This window comes from Vibrio sp. L3-7 (genome assembly GCF_963898195.1).
In the GTDB taxonomy this organism is placed as follows: domain Bacteria; phylum Pseudomonadota; class Gammaproteobacteria; order Enterobacterales; family Vibrionaceae; genus Vibrio; species Vibrio echinoideorum.
In genome coordinates this window covers 24318-43542 of sequence record NZ_CAWQUW010000014.1, presented here as the reverse complement: position 1 = coordinate 43542, position 19225 = coordinate 24318, and the positions used below count along the sequence as shown (strand labels likewise).

18 protein-coding genes and 3 pseudogenes are annotated in these 19225 nt (G+C 42.1%); 13 read left to right on the top strand and 8 right to left on the bottom strand.

Annotation, left to right across the window (positions count from 1 at the left end; all coding sequences use genetic code 11):
- Nucleotides 1–288 precede the first annotated feature (288 nt).
- Both AACW75_RS12385 and AACW75_RS12380 read right to left on the bottom strand, forming a co-directional pair.
- Nucleotides 289–1374 carry a ParB family protein gene (locus AACW75_RS12385; protein WP_017102337.1) on the bottom strand — a complete coding sequence of 362 codons (1086 nt, stop codon included), beginning with the start codon at nt 1372–1374 and terminating at the stop codon, nt 289–291.
- Nucleotides 1374–2573: a ParA family protein gene (locus tag AACW75_RS12380; RefSeq protein WP_016800054.1), complete on the bottom strand. Its 1200-nt coding sequence runs from the start codon at nt 2571–2573 to the stop codon at nt 1374–1376. Before AACW75_RS12380 ends, AACW75_RS12385 begins: the two co-directional genes overlap by 1 nt.
- Before the next feature lie 238 nt (nt 2574–2811).
- On the opposite strand from AACW75_RS12380, the gene AACW75_RS12375 reads away from it, so the two are divergent.
- The 6 genes from AACW75_RS12375 to AACW75_RS12350 all read left to right on the top strand — a co-directional run bounded on the left by AACW75_RS12375 (nt 2812) and on the right by AACW75_RS12350 (nt 9120).
- Nucleotides 2812–3936, top strand: a complete 1125-nt coding sequence (locus AACW75_RS12375) for a carbohydrate porin (RefSeq protein WP_017102338.1) — start codon at nt 2812–2814, stop codon at nt 3934–3936.
- 146 nt (nt 3937–4082) lie between these two features.
- Nucleotides 4083–5327, top strand: a complete 1245-nt coding sequence (locus AACW75_RS12370; protein ID WP_016800052.1) for a DUF3440 domain-containing protein — start codon at nt 4083–4085, stop codon at nt 5325–5327.
- Between the two features lie 5 nt (nt 5328–5332).
- Nucleotides 5333–5971 carry an IbrB-like domain-containing protein gene (locus tag AACW75_RS12365; protein WP_017102340.1) on the top strand — a complete coding sequence of 213 codons (639 nt, stop codon included), beginning with the start codon at nt 5333–5335 and terminating at the stop codon, nt 5969–5971.
- A 278-nt stretch (nt 5972–6249) separates the two neighbouring features.
- The gene (locus AACW75_RS12360; protein ID WP_229648116.1) at nt 6250–6516 is read left to right on the top strand and encodes a transposase; all 267 of its coding nucleotides are present in this window, start codon (nt 6250–6252) and stop codon (nt 6514–6516) included.
- Nucleotides 6517–7206: 690 nt separating this feature from the next.
- Complete coding sequence (locus tag AACW75_RS12355) at nt 7207–8487, top strand: aromatic amino acid transporter (RefSeq protein WP_029222809.1); 1281 nt, start codon at nt 7207–7209, stop codon at nt 8485–8487.
- A gap of 486 nt (nt 8488–8973) precedes the next feature.
- The gene (locus tag AACW75_RS12350) at nt 8974–9120 is read left to right on the top strand and encodes a hypothetical protein (RefSeq protein WP_016800048.1); all 147 of its coding nucleotides are present in this window, start codon (nt 8974–8976) and stop codon (nt 9118–9120) included.
- Between the two features lie 599 nt (nt 9121–9719).
- On the opposite strand, the pseudogene AACW75_RS12345 reads toward AACW75_RS12350, so the two are convergent.
- The 5 genes and pseudogenes from AACW75_RS12345 to AACW75_RS12325 form a co-directional block, all read right to left on the bottom strand.
- Nucleotides 9720–9949, bottom strand: a pseudogene (locus AACW75_RS12345) (type II toxin-antitoxin system RelE/ParE family toxin); the annotation flags it as partial.
- Nucleotides 9940–10173: pseudogene (locus AACW75_RS12340) on the bottom strand (type II toxin-antitoxin system Phd/YefM family antitoxin); the annotation flags it as partial. The pseudogenes AACW75_RS12345 and AACW75_RS12340, both read right to left, overlap by 10 nt.
- A 106-nt stretch (nt 10174–10279) precedes the next feature.
- The gene (locus tag AACW75_RS12335) at nt 10280–10642 is read right to left on the bottom strand and encodes a hypothetical protein (RefSeq protein WP_016800046.1); all 363 of its coding nucleotides are present in this window, start codon (nt 10640–10642) and stop codon (nt 10280–10282) included.
- A gap of 272 nt (nt 10643–10914) precedes the next feature.
- Nucleotides 10915–11307 (bottom strand): Rid family detoxifying hydrolase, encoded by a 393-nt coding sequence (locus tag AACW75_RS12330; protein WP_016800045.1) that lies wholly within the window; start codon nt 11305–11307, stop codon nt 10915–10917.
- Between the two features lie 321 nt (nt 11308–11628).
- On the bottom strand, nt 11629–12456 hold the full coding sequence (locus AACW75_RS12325) for a CPBP family intramembrane glutamic endopeptidase (RefSeq protein ID WP_016800044.1): 828 nt from the start codon (nt 12454–12456) through the stop codon (nt 11629–11631).
- A gap of 640 nt (nt 12457–13096) precedes the next feature.
- Between AACW75_RS12325 and AACW75_RS12320 the strand changes: the two genes are divergently transcribed.
- A complete protein-coding gene (locus AACW75_RS12320) occupies nt 13097–13303 on the top strand; it encodes a hypothetical protein (protein WP_102491941.1) in 207 nt (68 codons plus the stop codon).
- Between the two features lie 148 nt (nt 13304–13451).
- Here AACW75_RS12320 and AACW75_RS26570 read toward each other — a convergent pair whose 3' ends face one another.
- Complete coding sequence (locus AACW75_RS26570) at nt 13452–13805, bottom strand: Ig-like domain-containing protein (protein ID WP_372012355.1); 354 nt, start codon at nt 13803–13805, stop codon at nt 13452–13454.
- A 45-nt stretch (nt 13806–13850) separates the two neighbouring features.
- On the opposite strand from AACW75_RS26570, the pseudogene AACW75_RS12315 reads away from it, so the two are divergent.
- The 6 genes and pseudogenes from AACW75_RS12315 to AACW75_RS12290 form a co-directional block, all read left to right on the top strand.
- A pseudogene (locus tag AACW75_RS12315) lies at nt 13851–14334 on the top strand (integrase core domain-containing protein); the annotation flags it as partial.
- Nucleotides 14335–15911: 1577 nt separating this feature from the next.
- The gene (locus AACW75_RS12305) at nt 15912–16421 is read left to right on the top strand and encodes a hypothetical protein (RefSeq protein ID WP_145572360.1); all 510 of its coding nucleotides are present in this window, start codon (nt 15912–15914) and stop codon (nt 16419–16421) included.
- Between the two features lie 8 nt (nt 16422–16429).
- Nucleotides 16430–16675 carry a hypothetical protein gene (locus tag AACW75_RS12300; protein WP_237297820.1) on the top strand — a complete coding sequence of 82 codons (246 nt, stop codon included), beginning with the start codon at nt 16430–16432 and terminating at the stop codon, nt 16673–16675.
- A gap of 443 nt (nt 16676–17118) precedes the next feature.
- Entirely contained in the window at nt 17119–17709 is a 591-nt protein-coding gene (locus tag AACW75_RS12295) for an RNA-guided endonuclease InsQ/TnpB family protein (protein ID WP_339385036.1), read from the top strand.
- Nucleotides 17655–17777, top strand: a complete 123-nt coding sequence (locus tag AACW75_RS26565) for a zinc ribbon domain-containing protein (RefSeq protein WP_222425056.1) — start codon at nt 17655–17657, stop codon at nt 17775–17777. The genes AACW75_RS12295 and AACW75_RS26565 overlap by 55 nt, the downstream gene beginning before the upstream one ends.
- An 884-nt stretch (nt 17778–18661) precedes the next feature.
- Nucleotides 18662–19225 (top strand): Ig-like domain-containing protein (locus AACW75_RS12290; RefSeq protein WP_237297819.1); only part of this gene is annotated, 564 nt, incomplete at its 3' end.

Below are 19225 nucleotides of genomic sequence, written 5' to 3'. Positions count from 1 at the left end.
GGTTAATTAAAATGATGGATGTGCTTCATCGGGGGGGGAGGGGTGTTTTAGAGTTTGACGAGGCCAAACTCATTGTAGGGCTTAGTTTTTACTGATTTGGAGACCATTTTCTTTGCATCATCAGTGAGTATTCTATCTTTAGTCTTCCATTATCCTTTCCGTAAGTGCGTTCTGATAACAGTCATAATTGTATTTGTAACTCTCTAATTTCATGTTGGATATGTGTCAACCTTATTTAGGACGGGTTAGGTGAAAGATAAAGGCCCTAATCTGAGAGCCTTTATCTTTTTATAAAGTTGATTGGTGGTGTTTACCTAACACTGATTGGATAGCTTTATCGAGTTCAGCTTGGACATCCTTTGATAAGCGACCAAATTCATACGAAAAGTTTCGACCTTTAACACGCTTACGAGCAAACATACCTTTACTGTCGAACTCTGCTAGAGGAGTAATGACAGCTTTGTCTAATTCTTGCTTGGCTTCAACGATCTTTAACTCAACTTTAATGTAAGCAATCAGAGCGTCTTTAGCGTCTTCTTGGCTCTGCTCAGCCTGAGCGTTGACAGCATTATCGGCTATTTTTTTAATGAAGCTGCTCAAGGCTTTCTTGTCATCGGCGAACGCTTTCATCACCTTAGCCAAGAGGGAGTAATCAGCATGAGACAAGTCGTTAACGACAGGGAATAGGGCAATCAGCTTACTGTCAATACTGGCTGCTTTCAGCGCTCGACCTACCGCTTGACGGCTAATATTTAAGATTTTTGCCGCATCTTCTTGAGTTAGCTCACCGTTCTTCATCAGAGTTTGACATTGCAAACCAATTTCACGCTGGTTGTGCTCTTTGGCGGTTTGCAGCTGCTTAGCCAGCGCTTTGGCATCGGTGGTAGAAAGCTCGTTTTGAGTGACTAGAATTCGGAATGTTTTTACACGACCTTCTTGAAATAAAAACCAAGCACGACGGCGAGAGCCATCAAGAATATCAATGCGACCATTAATTTCTCGGCCAACGGCTGGATAGAACTGCTGAAACTCTAACGAGTTCAAATCTTCCAATGATTCTTTGGTTAACAGAGACTGGTCACGACCATTAACATCAAAGGTCACAAATGAGTTCTGCTTAACTTGTTCGTGTGACAGTGTAACTTCATTGAAAGTGGCAGTTGAACCAGAAGCTAATTGCCAAACCATTTTCTGGCCAACAGACTCTAATCCAAACTTAGTTCTAAGGTAGTCTTCAGCGTTTTGCCCGCTTTTCTCTAGCTCGGTGCTGAGTTGACTTGTTAGAGTGTCTAAATTTGCTTTGGCCGCTGATTGCTGCGCTTGAGCTGAACCAGGAGCATTGCCTAAAGGGCTCCCGCCACGTTTCTTCGCCATTATTTGTTCTCCTGTTCACGCCAAACGTTCAGAATATCGCGCAAGATCTGACTTGTAACTTCATAGCTGTTTTGTTGCGCGCTTTGGAAAGTTGCTTTGCTTTTCGGGTATTCACTTTTCGACATATCAAACACCGTCGAGAGTAGGGAAGACGACTGACGAACGGCCTCACTATGCTTAAACTCTTTTGAGTACAAGTAAGGAGAGAAGTTGTCGTACAGGTTGTTCATTAATTCGGTAGTGGTTGAGCTATCACGATGGTTAGTCAGTAAGATCTTCATGAAGTCGTAGCCTTCATGGTTGGCGTTCTCTAACAGGGCCCACACCTGAGGAATGTAGCTGAAGTAAGAGCAGGTAGCATCAATGTCGTTTTCGGTAATCGACAGTGGGAAGACCACATTCGTTGCGGCAAAATACGCATTGAAGGTTGCATAACCTAGTGAAGGAGGGGTGTCGATAATAATGATATCAAACTCATCTTTTACACTATCGATGATGTCTTTAAGTAGTGAATAAGGTGAATTTAAGGTTTGACTGAATACTTGCTCATGAAACCAGCCTTCCATCGCTCGGTCACTTTGCGCGGCAGGCAAAATGCGCAGGTTTGGAATGGTAGTTTCAAGAAAGGCTTCAGAGATGACTTGATCAACGGTTTCGCCTTCATCGAGGTCGAACGTTTTCATCATCAAGTCACCAACAGACAAGTTACCTTCTTGCTCGGCTTCGGGCGCGTAGTACATCGATAGCGTGGCTTGGCCATCCATATCGATTAGACCAACACGATACTCTTGATGAAACTCGGTCGCTAAACCTGATGCGATAGTCGCGGCAGAAACGGTTTTACCAACACCGCCTTTTTGGTTCTGGATAACCATCACTTGCGCCTTTTGCTGCTCACTGCGTATGAACTTAGCGTCTTTACGTAGATTATCTGGTAGTAAGTTACGTACCTTGTACATTTCCGCGATATCGATCGACCATTGTGAGTCTTCATGACGACGGGGATCTATCGCAGCGGCGGTAACATACCGATCAAGCGTTTTTGCATCAATGCCAAGGTAGGCCGAGGCTTCTGCTCGGGTAAAGTTACGCAGCTCTTTGCGATGATTGGCCAGTAAACGTTGATTACGACGCTGAATGTAAGCGTCTGCACCGATTTTAAGCGCTTGAAATGTGTTTGTAGTGTTTTGATTATCCATTTCTTCCTCCGGGTAGGGATAAGAAATAGTATATACCTCAATTTTTGATGTTGGTATAAAAAATTGAGGTGTTTTCGATTTTAAATAAATGATTGTGACAGGTTGATAAAGGAGAGCGCTTAAATTACCTATTAATTACGAGTATTCATTTTTCAAATCCCTCTTAATAACTCCTGACTAACAATGAAAGTTGAGCTGAGTCGTACAACTTCGATGAAAAAAAAAGGAAGTTATTGATATGATTGAGAATGTAGCATTTACGAAAAAGACTAAGCGTTTTTGGCTAACGCTTGTGGGATCGGTTGTGTTTGTTACGCCAACGTTGATTCATGCGGCTGAAGACCAGGATTTAAAGGGAGCTGTGGATTATTATGTTTTTGGTTTAACGTCCAGTGAGAGCTTGCCGAACAAAGACAGCAGTGCGGCAGCTGGTATTGCACGGATTACATTGAATTGGCGAGCTTACCAAAAAGAGAGTGATACCGGAGCTTTGCAGCTGAGGGTTGATCATAAGCACGGTTATACAGAGAGTACGCCCTCTGAATTTGTCATGGAGAATGTCGGAGGGTTTGGTGTAATCCAACCAGCTTTTAGTGATATAGGTTTAAGGTTAACGAATCTTTATTGGACACAAACCTTTAATAAACAATCTACTGATATGATGGTTGGTTTTTTAGATGCAACTGATTATGTTGATACTTATCAGTTGGGTAACCCTTACTATGGTTTTTCTAACTTACAGTTTAGTACCGGTTCCGGTTCTATCCCAATCCCAGATGAATCAACATTCGGCGGCGTTCTACGCCATATGATGTCGGAAAACTATTATTTTTATGCAAGTTTCTCTGATGCAAAAGCTGATTCGACTAAGCCTTTCGATGGTGTTGAACAGTTCATCAATGATAATCAATATTTTAAGTCCCTAGAAATAGGTTGGGTGGAGTCGAAAGACGATTTTTATTTGAAGAATTCACACCTAACAGTTTGGCACAGTGATGGAAAAGAGAAAGCTAGCGAAAACTATGGCGCAAATTGGTCGTCCATATATAAAACCGGCTCATGGATACCATTTTTCAGAGCCGGTGTCGCGCAAGGACCTGAGGCTTTATACAAATCTTCGGTCGTGTTTGGTACTGGGTATGAGGCAGGACCTGGCATGCTAGGCATCGCCTTGGGTTGGGCTAAGCCCAACTCTGCTAATGTAGCTGATGACTCTTACAACTCTGAAATCTATTACCGAATGAACTGGGGTGCGCTCTCGTTAACTCCTAATGTTCAATATCTTTATTCTTTACCGAAGAACTCAGAAGCTGATGACAGTTGGATTATTGGTTTAAGAGGTAATCTTCACTTTAGTTTCTAGTCTCTCAAAGCTCTCCCGAGCTTGAAATTCGGAAGAGCTTTTCTTCAATATTGCCCTTATAAATAAATTAATTATTAATAATTAATTTATAAAAAATGCAAAAGTTATTTATTTTTATTTGAGTAGTTAATGACATTGTGGAAATCATGATTGCCAATAAAAAAAGAAGAGAAGGCGATTTCTCTCGAGATAAAATTCAGCAAAAATACAATGTGCTTGAAGGCGCTCGACAAAGAATTTGCTATCTTTTCGACAACTTTAACCATTTCTATGTTTCCTTCTCTGGAGGGAAAGACTCTGGCGTCCTTTTAAATCTGACTATTCAAGAAGCGAAAAAGCGTGGTCGATTACCTGTCGATGTACTCATCGTGGACTTTGAAGCTCAGTATCATGAAACTCATGCCTTCATTGAGCGCATGGTACTGGACGGAGAAATTAACCCCTATTGGGTTTGTTTACCGCTCAGCTTAAGGAATTCAATCTCACAGTTTCAGCCTAAATGGCTTTGTTGGGATCCTGCTAAAGAAGCGCAATGGGTCAGGGACCGACCACCGCATAAAGGCGTGATTTCAAACCCGGATGTATTCCCTTTTTTCCAAAACGGGATGGAGTTTGAAGACTTTGTTTTTAAGTTTGCTCATTGGTACCAAAAGGAAAGGGGTGAGCCAATCGCTGTGTTAATCGGTATACGTGCTGATGAATCTTTACATCGCTTCAATACCATTAAAAATAGGTCCAAAAAAAAATTTTCAGATAAATATTGGACGACTAAAATGCAGCCAGATGTGTATATGGCTTATCCCTTATACGATTGGAAAACTAAAGATATTTGGGTTGCGAATTACCGCTTTAGTTGGGATTACAACCGTATTTACGACTTAATGCATAAGGCCGGCGTCCCTCTTTCACAGCAGCGGCTTTGCCAACCTTTTGGCGATGAGCAAAGAAAAGGGCTGTGGCTATATCAAATATTAGAACCTGATACCTGGCAAAAATTAGTTGCCAGAGTAGAAGGATGTAACTTTGGTGCTCGATACTCAAAAAGTCAGGGGCGTATCCTTGGTTATTATCGCTTTGAATTACCACCGGGGCTTAGCTACCGGCAATACAGTAAATACCTTCTGAAAACCATGCCGCCACATGTAGAAAAACATTACCGAGACCGAATTTTTAAGTTCTTACAGTGGTGGCGTAAAAACGGTCCTCAAAAAGGAGTGACCTGCATCCCTGATTACGCAGAGAGTAAATTGGAATCTAGGAAGCAAGTTCCTAGTTGGAGAAGAATTTGTAAAGTACTGATTAAAAATGACTATTGGTGCCGAGGACTCTCTTTTGGGTACAACAAGTCCTTAGCAAAACAATACCATGCCCTCTATGGAGAAGAAGAGTGATACGAATGGAAAGTGAACCTACTCTAGCTTATCAGCATCGCACCAAGAAGCCGTTGAAATCTATCAATAACACGGACAAACAAGTCATTGATAAGGTCGCAATTTACAATAAAGCAGCCAAAGTACTCATCGAGCTTATTCCTGATTTACCGCCAGCTTGTCATGTTGAAATGATCCCACTTGATGAAATAGAAGCTAATCAATACAACCCAAATAAAATGGCGCCTCCAGAAAGCAAACTCCTAAAAACGTCGATGGAGAAAAATGGTTTAACTATGCCTATTTTGGTTAATCGTTTGAATACTTCGGTCAAAAAATACGTTGTCATCGATGGGTTTCATCGTTATCAATTATTATTGAACCACCCAGAGCTGCAAACCCTAACGGGGTACATCCCCGCGGTGGTCCTTAATTTGCCTGAAGAAAATTGCATATCGACTTCTGTTCGCCATAACCTGGCGCGTGGCTCACACCAAGTTGAACTGATTGCAGATCTGATTATTCAACTCAAAGAGATGGGATGGGCAAATCATAAAATTTGTTACGAATTGGGAATGGATAAAGATGAAGTTCTACGATTACAGCAAGTCACAGGCCTCGCTGCTGCCTTTAAAGATCAAGAATTTTCACAGTCCTGGGAGTAATTGATTTTTTAGCAATCACGCCGTAAACCCTCGCCAGCTCTGAGGGCGGGGAGATAAGGCGAAAGTGCGATAGCACTTTAAGATAGACAGCCCGAAGCAGTTGATATAAGACTGTTCATGAATACAGTTAAGGATTTTGAGTGTTAAGAGCAACTAAGGCACGCATTTACCCAACGTAAGAGCAATCTGAGTTTTTAATAGCTCAGTTTGGCGTTGTGCGTTTTGCGAACCACAAAGCTCTACATTTAAAGTCGCATATGTACCGCAAGCTTCCGAAAATGAAACCTGTAGAGGCGAACATTCACCGTGAAATTGTAGGTAAAGTTAAAAGTATTACTGTCAGGTTGAGTAAAACAGGTAAGTTCTACGCATCTATCCTTGTTGATGATGGAGTGGAAGCGCCTAGTTTGCTTCATACAGTGAGTAAGGTGACAGGTATTGATCTTGGTCTGTCTCACTTTACTATTGAATCGAACGGCAGAAAGACAGCTAACCCCAGATTTATAAAGCGTGCTGAGAAGAACCTCAGACGTAAGCAGAAGTAGTTATCTCGTAAAGCTAGATTGCTATTAGCTAAATGCGATGAAAAAGTCGCTAACGCTCGCGCTGATTTTCAACACAAACTCTCTCGAACTCTCGTAGACAAAAACCACGCTGACCCCCCAAAAGATAGACGTTATTCTGTTAAGTGTAAGTGGTCAACATTTCGGACACTGATTTAAGCCTATTTTCGGCATTTACTGGCGACAGCCCATGAGTTGCGTGCTGAGGCCGAGGCCGATTGTAGTAACTCATCAAGTAATAGCTCATATCTTTCCTTGCCTGAAATTGTGGCATCAGGCTTATCTGATAAAGACCATTCCACAACGCGTCGGCTTAAGTAGGTCTACTTCGAACCAGACCCAATCTAAGTAAGATCATCGCGTCTAGCCTCTCCAATTTTGCATGTTTATATCGATGCGAACCTGGCTGATTACTCATTAACCAGCTTCACGCATTCTCTGACGAACCTTAAATCCCCCCCGATTTTGACACCTTCTGCACTCAACATCGAAACAATATTTTTTAGTTAGGTTAACTAGGTAGAAATATTAGGCTAATTTAGAATTTAATTAATATGTCACTCCTAAAATTAAGTTCTAGATTCTAGGTTCTAGCGCTTTTTTGTGCCTCCTAGCTTGTAAGGGGAGCAGTCTAAAAGAGCAATTGAACTAACGAAAGAAAGGTATTTATTTATGTCTAGTATGAAACAGGTAAGGAGCACAACCCCGCCTTCAATGATTGGAGGAGCCTGTATTGTCGCGTGCATTTGCGTCGGCGCTGGTATGCTTGGACTTCCCGCTGCAGGGGCTGGGGTCTGGACCATCGGGGCTTTAATGGCTTTGCTCTTCACTATGCTCATTATGACAACCAGTGGTTGTCTGTTACTCGAAGTTTTAAAAGATTATCCATACAGGTCGTCTTTTTCTTCCATCACAAAAGATTTGTTAGGAAAAGAGGTTAATTTTTTTAATAACTTAATGATCTACTTTGTGGGAGGGATTTTACTGTACGCTTACATCACTTCATCTGGACTGATCATTAAGGAGTACTTTGGCCTTTCCCCTAAACTAGCTTCTATCCTTTTTGTGCTTATCTTTTCTGGACTAGTTTGGCATTCAACAAAAACAGTTGACCGCATTTCCATGGTGTTGATGCTGTTTATGATTATCAGCTTTATTTTTGGGACTGCTGGCCTTTGGTTTAATGTTAATCTTGTTACTTTGTTGGATACTGCTCACTTAAAGTTTGAGTATGCGCAATACGTATGGGGGTTTTTCCCTATTGCTTTAACTTCATTTGGATACCAGCACAGCGTCTCCACTCTGCGAGACTACTACCTTGATGAAAGGCTCGCACAAAGGGCGATTGTAGGCGGAACGCTCATGGCGTTCTTTATCTACACCATTTGGCTGTTAAGTATCTATGGTAATTTACCAAGAATTAGCTTCGGCCCTATAATTGCAGAAGGTGGAAATATAGACATCTTACTCATCAGCTTAAAAGCAGTGTTGGCTGAAGAAACCCTATCAAATGTCATTAGTGCTTTTTCAGCGGCGGCCATTTTGTCGAGTTTTATTGGGGTAGGGTTGGGTGTGTTTGATTTTTTGGCCGATCTTTTTCAATTTGATGCTACCTCCAAAGGAAGAACCAAGACCTGGGCGGTTACATTTATTCCGCCTCTTATTTTTTCTCTTCTTTTTCCTTTTGGTTTTCTTAGCGCAATTGGTTATGCAGCGTCTGCCGCTGCGATTTGGGCATGTATCGTACCGGCATTGTTAGTAAGGAAATCGAGACTACAAAGACCAGCGTTTAACAACCTTGAAGAGAGTGAAGAAGATCAGAAAAAATCGAAGGCTTACCAAGTGCCTGGAGGAGAGTTGGTGTTGGTTGGTGTGTTTATCTACGGTGTGAGCATCATCGTTATCAACGTACTAGTCCTGTTCGAAGCGCTGCCCGTTTTTGACGGCGTCTAGCCTTATTAATTTTAAAATTACCCACCCAAAAGATTCAAATCACGGTCAAGGACGAGCAACCCGAGCGCTGAGGGGCGTGGTTATTTGCCGATCGAGCCCTATTAGGACGGTTTTAAAATAAACTCTAGCGGCAAAATCTTGGGTTCCGAGTAAATTTAAATAAAGTAAGCATGAACAAGAAGGATTAGTGATGAAAGTGAGTGTCTATATCGATCAAGTGTTGTTCAAACAAGCACTCAGAGCCGCCAAAAGCTCTGGACTGACCCCGTCCCAAACCATTGCCCATTGGGCGGCAATGGGTCAATTCATGGAAACCAAATCCCTCGGATCGCTGAGGCTCATACAGAGTGGCCCTAGAAAGAAGTAAATTTCCAGCGTTTTCATCGCTCTGGCGAAACCTTGGAGCCCCAGTAAACATCGTTAATAAAGACATTGAAAAGCCGAGCCAGCCCTCGGCCTTTCGATAGCGTTGCCGACGGAACTTGAATGTTCCGTACACAGATGGCCAGAGAAGAATGGCTCTTATGGATGTTTGAAATTCTTGAGAACCAAGTGATAGACAGAAACTCTGAAGCGCCGGCGGATTGCGTGGTGATTTCTGGCGCAATTTTACTCGACGTCCAAAAGAAATGAAGCGTTGGGAAGTATGAATAGAACTCCCCATGCTCCTTGGTGAGCGCAGTTAATTCGGGGACGGTTAGCTTTGCTAAATCCTTGCAATAACGGTCATATTGTCTACCAACACTGTCATTTTTCTCGCACCATCTTGTTGTCGAAAATTTGCATAATGTCCGTCCATCGGGGCATTCTACTCTAGCGCTTGAATGCTTTTTGCGTAAGACCGCACCACATTATATTTCATCTCATTAACGGTATAATTGAGTTTTTTAAAATCCAAACTTGGGGAAGAACTAAAATACTTACCGTTTGTGTCGCCAAGTTAAGCCTTCTATCACTTTAAGCAATCGCTTTTCGTATTGTTCCGCTCCGTCTCATTAAGTGAGCAACACATTTTCAGCGGTGGTGTTCGTGATAGTTAATAACGGGCTGATGAGCCTCTGGGCCTCAACAGAAAACGTCACTTTGCCTTGTTTTATAACGATAATTTTTCCCGTCTCAGCCGTATAGCCGTGGGGTCGTTCATTAAGGTAAACTGATCACGGTCGAGTACTTCAAGAGCGTCTTGAGACGTTTTTAGTTCAACGGTTAGTTCAGCTGAACTAAAGATGCACACCTTTAGCTTGGTAAAAAACACGGCAAGGATTAACCACGAATTCACGAGAATTGAGGTGTTTAAGATCAGGAGGAAGACGCCCAGACTCGGGAAATTAGCTGAGGCGTTCGACTCTTTCGAAGATGTTTTGAACGAGTTGTTTGGCAGCGAGCAGGTTTTCAAGGGCAATGTATTCCGCGAATTATTGAGAGTCGATAACGCGGGCTCACTCCAAATCCCTTCAGCCATTTTGACATTTTTCCTTGCTTCATCAGGACCCAGTGCTTTGCCTTTGAGATTGCGAGTTCACCGCCAGCAAGCCCTTCGAGAATAGCCAAACGGTTTTGCATAAACTGGTGTCCACATCAACCAGATACGTAGAGGGGGTCCCATGTTCGGTGAACAGCACTGGCTAGGTCTGTGAGGGTTTTGGTCGCTTGACGCTTAAGGGAAGTAACAAGCTCGACTTTCATGAGAAGGACTCCAACAGAAGACTCAAGTGATACTATTGAATCACTTGAGTCTAGTAAGTTTAGTGGAGAGAAATGCAAAGCGTTGGGAGTTACACTAAACAGTTTGTTATGCCTTTAATTGATAGGTCGCCTTTGAGGTGTATTCTGCCACACCTAAAATGCTAAAAACCCCGCCTATTGTTGTAAAATTGCACGCCCCTTCTTTTGCACAAGCAGAGAGGTTTTTATTAAACCAAGCTCTCGTAAAATAACCCGATTCTTTTAAATGTACGTAAGCGAACTGGAATTCAGAGAGAGTCACTCCTTTTTCATAGAAAGACGCTTTTTTAGAATGAGAGGGAATACGATAGATTAACGCCTCTTCACCTCTTCGTATGCCGAGACCTTTGATTACAAAGTCAGTTTTCATTTCTGGTTTTTGAATAACTCGACCTACTTCTTTAGCCAGTTCTCGGATGACCTTTTCCATTTTTCCTCCTGAGGTATAGATGGCCTTGTTAGGTGTCTTATTTTCGATGTTTTAGTAGTTCTACAACATGCTCTTTAATTTTGCTATCGCAAGGAAGTTGAGCACAGTACCTTCTTGAAACCAATAGAAGGTACTATCTAAGTTTGATTTTAAGGAATCAATTTGCTCAGTAGTTAAGCGTACCAAATATGCTCTCATTCGGATTTTTCGCGCTGTTGATGACAATTACGACATAGGCACCCTGGAGCTAAAAAATCACGAAACGTTAACGGCTAAGGTGCGACAGCAACGGCCTCTATCTCAATCATGGCATTGAGAGGGAGTTTTGACACTTCGATACAGGTTCTTGCGGGAAAATAATTGGCACCATGTTTAATGAAAAAATCATTATAAATTTCATTCACAATTGAAAAGCTCACCATATCGGTAAGATAAACGGTTGTTTTCACTACGTCTGACACATCAGTATTCGCATGTAGCAAAATGGCTCTCATGTTCTCTAGGCATTGAGTCGTTTGTTTTTCAAGGCAGGATTTAACCATCAAGCCTGATTGTGAGTGAAGCGGTAGCTGTCCGGAAGTGAAAATTAGCCCTCCAGAAATCACCCCTTGAGAGTATGGGCCAATAGCTTTAGGGGCTGACTGAGTTTCAATTATTTTTCGCATATTATTTAACCATAGGTTTTTGATGAATCAACAAAGCTATAGGATTGGGTAAAAAAACACTTATTATTTAACTATAATTAAAAATGAGATTTGAAGGGAACGGAGAAGCTAGGCAAGACAATTGCTTGCTTAGACCACTCACTAACTTTTAAATATCCTTTCCTTACTCCCTCTTGGCAGCACTGTTTTCATTGTGAAAATCGCGTAGCGTTCATTTCACTTTTATGATGGAGGAGAAAAGTGGCTGACAACCAAAGCACGCTAAAACTCAACCAAGTGAATTTAAAATAAAGGCGTAAAGTAGACCGGCCCGTATAAACCTTACCTCTCCTTAAACCCTCTACGCTGATAATCAATAAATAGTGAAAAAATCACTAGATACCCCACTTGCAACGCAATAATACTAATATCAACCGCCTCCCAAGGGTTAAAGTGAAGCTGAGTGCTTAAATAATAGACAAGATCATAAAGTAAAATAAACAGGTTATGGCAAGCATGAATGACAATGACTACTCCTAGGCGGCGATATCGCTCAAAGACCCAACATAGAAACGCCCCAGACATAAATGCGTCCAGCGCCCACTGGTGTATTGAAGCAAATATTAAGCTTGAGAGTAATGCGGCGTTAGTAACCCCAAAAATGGACCTGAAAATAACAAACAACAAATAACGAAACAGGAGCTCCTCTATCACGGGAGAAATGAGCACACCGTCTAGAGCGCTTCGCAACACACTCGACCAATCAATTACGCCATCAGAGGCCGAAAATAAAGGGGTAAAATTGTAGGATTGGGCCTGCCAAGATCCCGGGGAAAACCAATCAAAAATAATATATTGAAGATAATTTGATACGGAATTTAATGAAATCACCCCAATCAATATCAACGCGCCTTCACCCCATGTACATACGTTTCTGGGCCAAGAGGTTAAGTACTGCTTCCAATGCTTATCTCGCCGAGCACTAACAAATAGCACGAAAAAAGCGATAACAGGTAGAAAATAGTAGGCGAAAGCAGAGTAGAGTGCTCGATCCAAAGTCGGATTTAATGCCCACTCTCGGGTAATGCTCAGGTAGTAATCAAGCAGGACATAACTTGGAAAGAAATAGCCTATGTAAACCACCACCACAGCTGAAATCATTAACCGCATCGTAAACTCCAAAAAATTAATAACCATAAGGCAGTTCTTGCCGCTTTTATCATGTTGGTCGTTTAAGCTCACTTCGCGAACGTGCTGCGCTGGTAAGGCTCACTATAACGAGCCCTTTGCAAGAGAGGTGCACTCTATCAAGCGAATCTGGGAGCTAGCTTTTAATCCCACGGCCTAGGGTTACCCCCAAAAATTTTCCAACCTTATGAAGAGTAATTAATAATTTCATAGTTAAATTCCCCCTCTATTTAACTGGAGAGCGAAACCAATGTTTTAGGTTTTAAAGGAGTTATCTTCCCAAATAAATTGAATGGAATGTTAAAGTTTTTTCTATGGTTTAATTATTTAATTATAGGTAATTAAATAAAAATTTAATTTTTTGAATCGGTCATTGAAGCAGCCCAAGTCATGGATGTGGGTAAGTCTACGTGGGTTCGCCAACTAAAAGCAAAACGCCAGGGAAAACTCCGAAAGTCTCACTTAGGACGCCTGAACATTTAGGTTGGCTCATTTGTCCGGATTATACTTGTATCAGCCTCAGAGCAAAGCAAGTCGAGGTCTCATTCAAGACAAAAACGTGCGTAGAGATAAGTGCTCCCGATCTTACTCAAACAAATACGGGGAGCTGGAGGCGGTGCTTATGACGCGAGATTGCGCCGCTTTCTTGGAACGTGGTCACTCTAGAGCTATTGATTCTAGTTGCTATGAAGACTGGGATGAAAAAAGGGGCGAGGTTGGGAAGACATCAAAACTATACAAAGAACCCCCTACTTTAGTCGGTGGTTTAGGGCTAGAATCACAAGCGCGAGGGTTCAACCGTGAAGGGTCTGAGACGCAGGGGGCGTAAAACTCGTTGTCTGGCATACTGGTTCCTTCGCTGCCATTTTTGAGTCTTACACTCAAACCAGGACCTCGATTCGTCCCTGACCAGTAATTTATCCTGAGCGCCTAGACTCGCACGATAAACATATTACCGTATGTATTAAATAACCCTTTTAACTCATTTTTTTTGTAAAACCAATATTTTCTCCGCCGAGGCTATTTAGGAATATTTTTGATGGTGAGTTGATAAACATCTTCCTACTCCCAGTATCGAAGCTCTCAAGACATGAAGATCCAGTAACTCTACATGTGAACACATTCACGTCGATTGTGTGAGTGGTGATGCCTCCATCTTCAGCTGTCGTGACCGTCGTGCTGCCAACCGCAACCCCTGACAACCAGCCAGTAGGTGTCATCGTTGCCGTGCTCAGCTCATTCGACGTCCACGTCAAGGAATCGCTTACATCGTATGAAGTGTTATCGCTGTATGTTGCCGTCGCCATTAATTGTCGCTTTTGACCTTCCACAACGGAATTTATGAGGGGGTGACCGCAAGCGAGGTGAGGACCGCAGCGGTAAGCAATGGCTCTTCGGGAGCGAGAACTATTGCTGATCTGGTGATAAATCAAGGCGTAGCTCTGAGCCGTTATCTAGCAACAAAGCTAATGAAAACGCTTGGTTCGATTAGCTGTCAATTACCGAGACATCAGTATAGGAAAGCCTAAAGGGGCTACATTCCACAGCGAGCAAGACAGTCACTAGATGAGTAGAAAATATCGTCAGTTACTGTGGCGTTTTCAGATAAAACAAAGTTTATCTCGACGAGGAAATTGCTGGGAGAATGCTCCAACGGAACGTTTCTTTAGAAGCTTAAAGACGGAGTGGATCCCAACAGTAGGTTATCGTAGCTTTTCTGAGGCTCAACAAGAAATTATCCAATACATCATTGGCTATTACAGCCAATTGAGGCCACATCACTATAATGGTGGCCTCACACCTAATGAATCAGAGAGATTGTCTTGGGTACCCTCTAAAACCGTGGCCAATTTCAGTTGACCACTACACATAGCAAAAAATTATAAGCAACCTACTTTTGTAGGTTTGATACTAGGATGAATAACTGTCCCATTAGTATGGGCTAGAGACACTGGTTCAGTTTCTAGAACTGTGCACTTAGGTCCTAAGCGCTTATATATTTTAGGATGCATCTGAGAGAGAATCGAGGTAAAACTTTTATAGTCAGGACTTTCTAAATGCACCGCGCGACAAGTTCCAATAGGAAAGTACGTATGTATTGCCTCAGGGGCTAAAGCCGAATCCTCATAGATGTCACTTAGCTTTACTTTTACCGGGTTCAACTCACATCCCTCAAACGTCCCATTTTTCTTGTACCTATAGTCACTAGGCTTCTCTGTTAAAGGATTAAAAGTATGGCCATAGTAAGAGTCTGTACAATTTCCTCCAATATACTTGTTGTCCTTGTCATAAAGACATAAGCGCGTACGCATGATTAAGCTGTTGTAGCAAGACGGACTCTAAGATTTCTTACGGTGGTTTTCTTGCCTATTGGTATGAAACCACCTCTGGACCCCTGACAAGTTGCGGGCGTTCCACCGGAATCAAAATATTGATAACCCAACTTCCCACCTCTCAGAGAATCTAAAATGAGGTCATCAAGATAGGTGAGCTCCCGAGTATCTTTCTCTCTAAGTATAGGGTAGAGAAATGCTTGATCACTCAATTGTGGTCCCTCATAAAATGTCACGTAACTATTTGATAAATCGATCGCTCTAGCATTAAAGGAGAGAAAAAAACAACTCAAATAGAACAGTATTCTTGTCCTTGTGTACATATATTACTACCTTTGATTAAAATCAGTTAAACGAGGCTCCACCTAACTCTTAATGCAGCCCGAATACTAATAAATTAACTATCAATTATGTTTTCCTTACAAGTGAGTCCAATCGAGTATTGAGAATGACATTTCTTTGATTTTACTAGTCTTTTAAATCAAAAATTTTGCGATTAGGTTGTGGGTTGGCATTAATTGAAGCGATAGCAAGATAAGAAAGTTTAGATTATTGTTATTTTTAGCCTGTATTTTGGGGGTGACAGGACCCCTGTAAAAGAGAAATTTGATATTAATGTAAATACAGTGTGGTTAAATCTACACCCCAACCCCTGCAATCGTGGGTCGGCTGACATTTTGGATTGATGAAAAAGTGATCCAACAATGGCAACGGACCAAGCAAGGTGATCGTGGAAGACCTCGTTTGTTTAGCTAATCACTTTACCGGAGCAAAAGGTAGCCTCATCACCCCTCTAGAATTGTCTGAGGCTGGCTTTGAGATGAAGAACGTCCTATTTCGAAGGCGTGGCCAGAACGCTTGCGCTTCCTCACTCCTTTCACTGACTTTAATTAAGTTCGAGTAAAGGCTTATTGTCTTATGTGCCTATTTCCCTTTCGACTCACATCATTTGATGGGCTCACAGGCTGTTAACCGTGATCGTTCTGAACCCCAATGACAAGGGTATATGAACGCTTCGCGCCCTTGTCCTTGAGAACCAAGAACGTTTGCCGGACAGCCAAGCGGCTCCATAAAAGTGATACTCAAACAGAAAGGAAACTCCTCATGGTACAACGACACTCAAGCCTAACTCTCTCTAAATCAAAGTTCAGCGACCAGCGTTTCGCCGCTGGGCACGAAAGCTCACCAAAAAATGATGTCTCTAGATATTTGGCGGTCTTGAAGTTGCGCTATCAAGTCAAAAAGTGTCGTGATGAGGCGAAAAGAAAGTCTGATTGGGTTTCCAAAATCCAGCGTTTAAAAATGTTCAGTCGTCGTCAGTCGCCAGAGCAACAGGCTGATATCGCGTCGTTAAAAGGCCAAGGGTTCGTTGAAGCTATCAAGCAGCAGTTTCCGCAATTGGTGTCGCGTCGTTTTGCTTTCCATGAAATCCGTGACTTTTTCATTGAATTAAATGGCGCTGGCTTTGGTGAATGGTTTCTTCACGAGCGAGCGGATCACATTATTCTGTACACCACTTACGGGTCTGTGTTTCCAGCGTTGCGATTCGTGCAAACGGAGGAGGGGACGTTTAAGTGCTCAGGGTTTTGTTTTGATGTGCGTTTTGGCGTTTAGAGGGTCACATGAAAATACGTTCTACGGTTTCCTCTGACATATCCTGGCACGTGATTTGGGTGAATTCAATCGACTTCTTAATACTAAAGGCACCGGGGGGAGGGGTGAGTATCAGAGTGTGTGACTGTGCTACCACCATTAAACAAATGCGAGAAGAAGACGCCTATGCGAAGAAAACGGAAAAGACGACAGAAACAACCTCCGAGCATCGCGCGTCGGCCAAAGGTTTACTCTCTTGTCTGTATAACGATTAAGGTCGGCTGATGCGCGACGGCATCAAACCCTCATAAGGTAAGGTCATCAATAGGTCTGAATTTTGTTTCGATATTCCAGTCGTTTTCGGCATTCAATCGGTTCGGGTTTGTTATACGAGCAACGCTTTTGCTCTTTGTGAGCACCAGGCGATTATGCGTATTGTAACTACCAAGCAACTTTGTCTTGGAGTGGTGATTTTTTCAAAACTTACTGAATCCTAAAAAGGACATCAAGCCACTACTTGCAGTTGCCAAGAAATCGCGTAAATACCACTGGTTGAAGCAAGATGATTCAACCGTCTTGCAGCAATCTGTACTCAATCGTCACCAAGCCTTTGATAACTTCTTTAATCCGAAGTTGAAAGCCAAGTACCCACATTCAAACGTAGACACGGTAAGCAATCGAGCTATCACTGTGTTGGTGTAAAAGTCTTTGATGGTGCATCAAACTCCCGAAAATAAAGCCTGTAGAGGCGAATAATCACCGTGAGATTGTAGGCAAGGTTAAGAGCATTACGTTAAGCAAGGTAACTGGTATTGATCTAGGTCTATTTCATTTTGCTATTGAATCGAACGGTAGAAAGACAGCTAACCCAAGATTTGTAAAACGTGCTGAGAAGAATCTCAGACGAAAGCAGCGTCAGCTATCTAGAAAAGCAAAAGGCAGTGCCAATCGAGCAAAAACTAGATTGCTCGTTGCCAAATGCCACGAAAAAGTGGCTAACGCTCGTGCTGATTTTCAACATAAGCTTTCTCGAACTCTCGTTGACGAAAACCAAGCGGTGATAATTGAGACATTGAAATCAACAAACATGATGAAAAGCCGCAAACTGGCGAAACACATAGCGGACGCCTCATGGCATAGTTTTGTCTTTAAGTTGGAGTACAAACTAAAAGAGCAAGGCAAATATCTAGTTAAACTAAATCAGTGGGACGCAAGCTCTAAACGTGCTGTTGTTGCGGTCATAAAGTGGAAGAAATGCCCTTATCGGTTCGTAAGTGGGATTGTCCATCAGGCGGCACTACAGACATAAATCGTGACTTAAACGCCGCCCTTAATATCCGTGATAAAGGCCTTCTAGAATTAAAGGCGGTTGGATAATCGTCTCTGCTTATGGAAGCTGCGTAAGTCTTGATACTATCGAGCAATGGCTAACGAAATAAGAAGCATCGCCCAATAGGCGGTGAGTAGTCACTTAGATAGATACGCTGAAAACCCAAGCAAACGAGGGAAGAGCTCCTAGTTTTTTAAGGACTTAATAGCATTTTTCTAGCTAGGCATAGACCTTCGGATCTTGTCACTTTGGGCAAAAAGTAAAAATAGAGTAAAGCAGATGATGGCAAGTCCTAAAGATATTCCTAGTATTAATAAGCTTTCTTCACATATTAGAGGTAAGGCTATTGATAAAAAAGCGAGCAGGACAACAAATAGTTCACATCCTCCCCCGAAAATAGGATGCTGATGACGAAATACTGCCCATTGATAAACCATTGTTGATAATCTCCTTGCAGCTGAGCTCAGCTTAGTTCTTTCTCTTTAGTTAAAATACGTTAACACTATCAATACTGTATGGGGGGGGATTTTTATTATTTATTTTTAATTAATTATCTGCAAATTTTAAACGCTAAAGTTAGTAATATTTGAAAGCTAAATACAGGGTTTATTCATAATTATCTTTATAAATAAAGATAATTAATTAAAAATAAAATCATTGCTTTATGTTAAATGATTGATTAATTATATTAAATGATTGTCATTTCCTCTGCTATTAATCGAATTTTATAAGAATCATTTTTAATTTATAACTATAACTAGCTATGGCCATAAATAAAATTATCTCCCTTTATATATTAATTATACTCTTCTTGACAGGTTGTAATTTAGAATTGTCAGAAGAGGTTGATGTAAAACCAGCAATAACATTAGAACGGATCGATATAAGCGTCTCCTCATCATCAGGAATTCGGGGAACAAGTAAATTAACGATGAGGAAGGGGAACAAAAAAGCTTTCGTCGCAGTAGGTTATTATTCTGATCACTCTTCAAAGGTGCTAACTGATTTAAGCATTTGGCGCTCTAATAACAAGAACATTGGATATTTTGTAGAACCGGGCCAATTAATTGGCAAAGCGTTAGGATTTATAAAGATCACAGCCACTAAAGACGGAGTCACCAGTAACACAGTGGACGTGGAGGTGACCAATGCCATCGTCACCTCGCTCACCGTCACGCCTTCACAGGTCTTAGTCGCGAAAGGTCAAACACAACAGTTACTTGCAACAGCGACCTACAGTGATGGGACCTCATCAGATGTCAGCCGTTCGGTCACGTGGACACCGGATGAACCACAGACAGCAACGGTCACGCCTACTGGTTTATTGTCTGGGGACACAGTCGCCACCACGACGGTTGAGGCTTTCCTAGACGGAGTCACCAGTAACACAGTGGACGTGGAGGTGACCAATGCCATCGTCACCTCGCTCACCGTCACGCCTTCACAGGTCTTAGTCGCGAAAGGTCAAACACAACAGTTACTTGCAACAGCGACC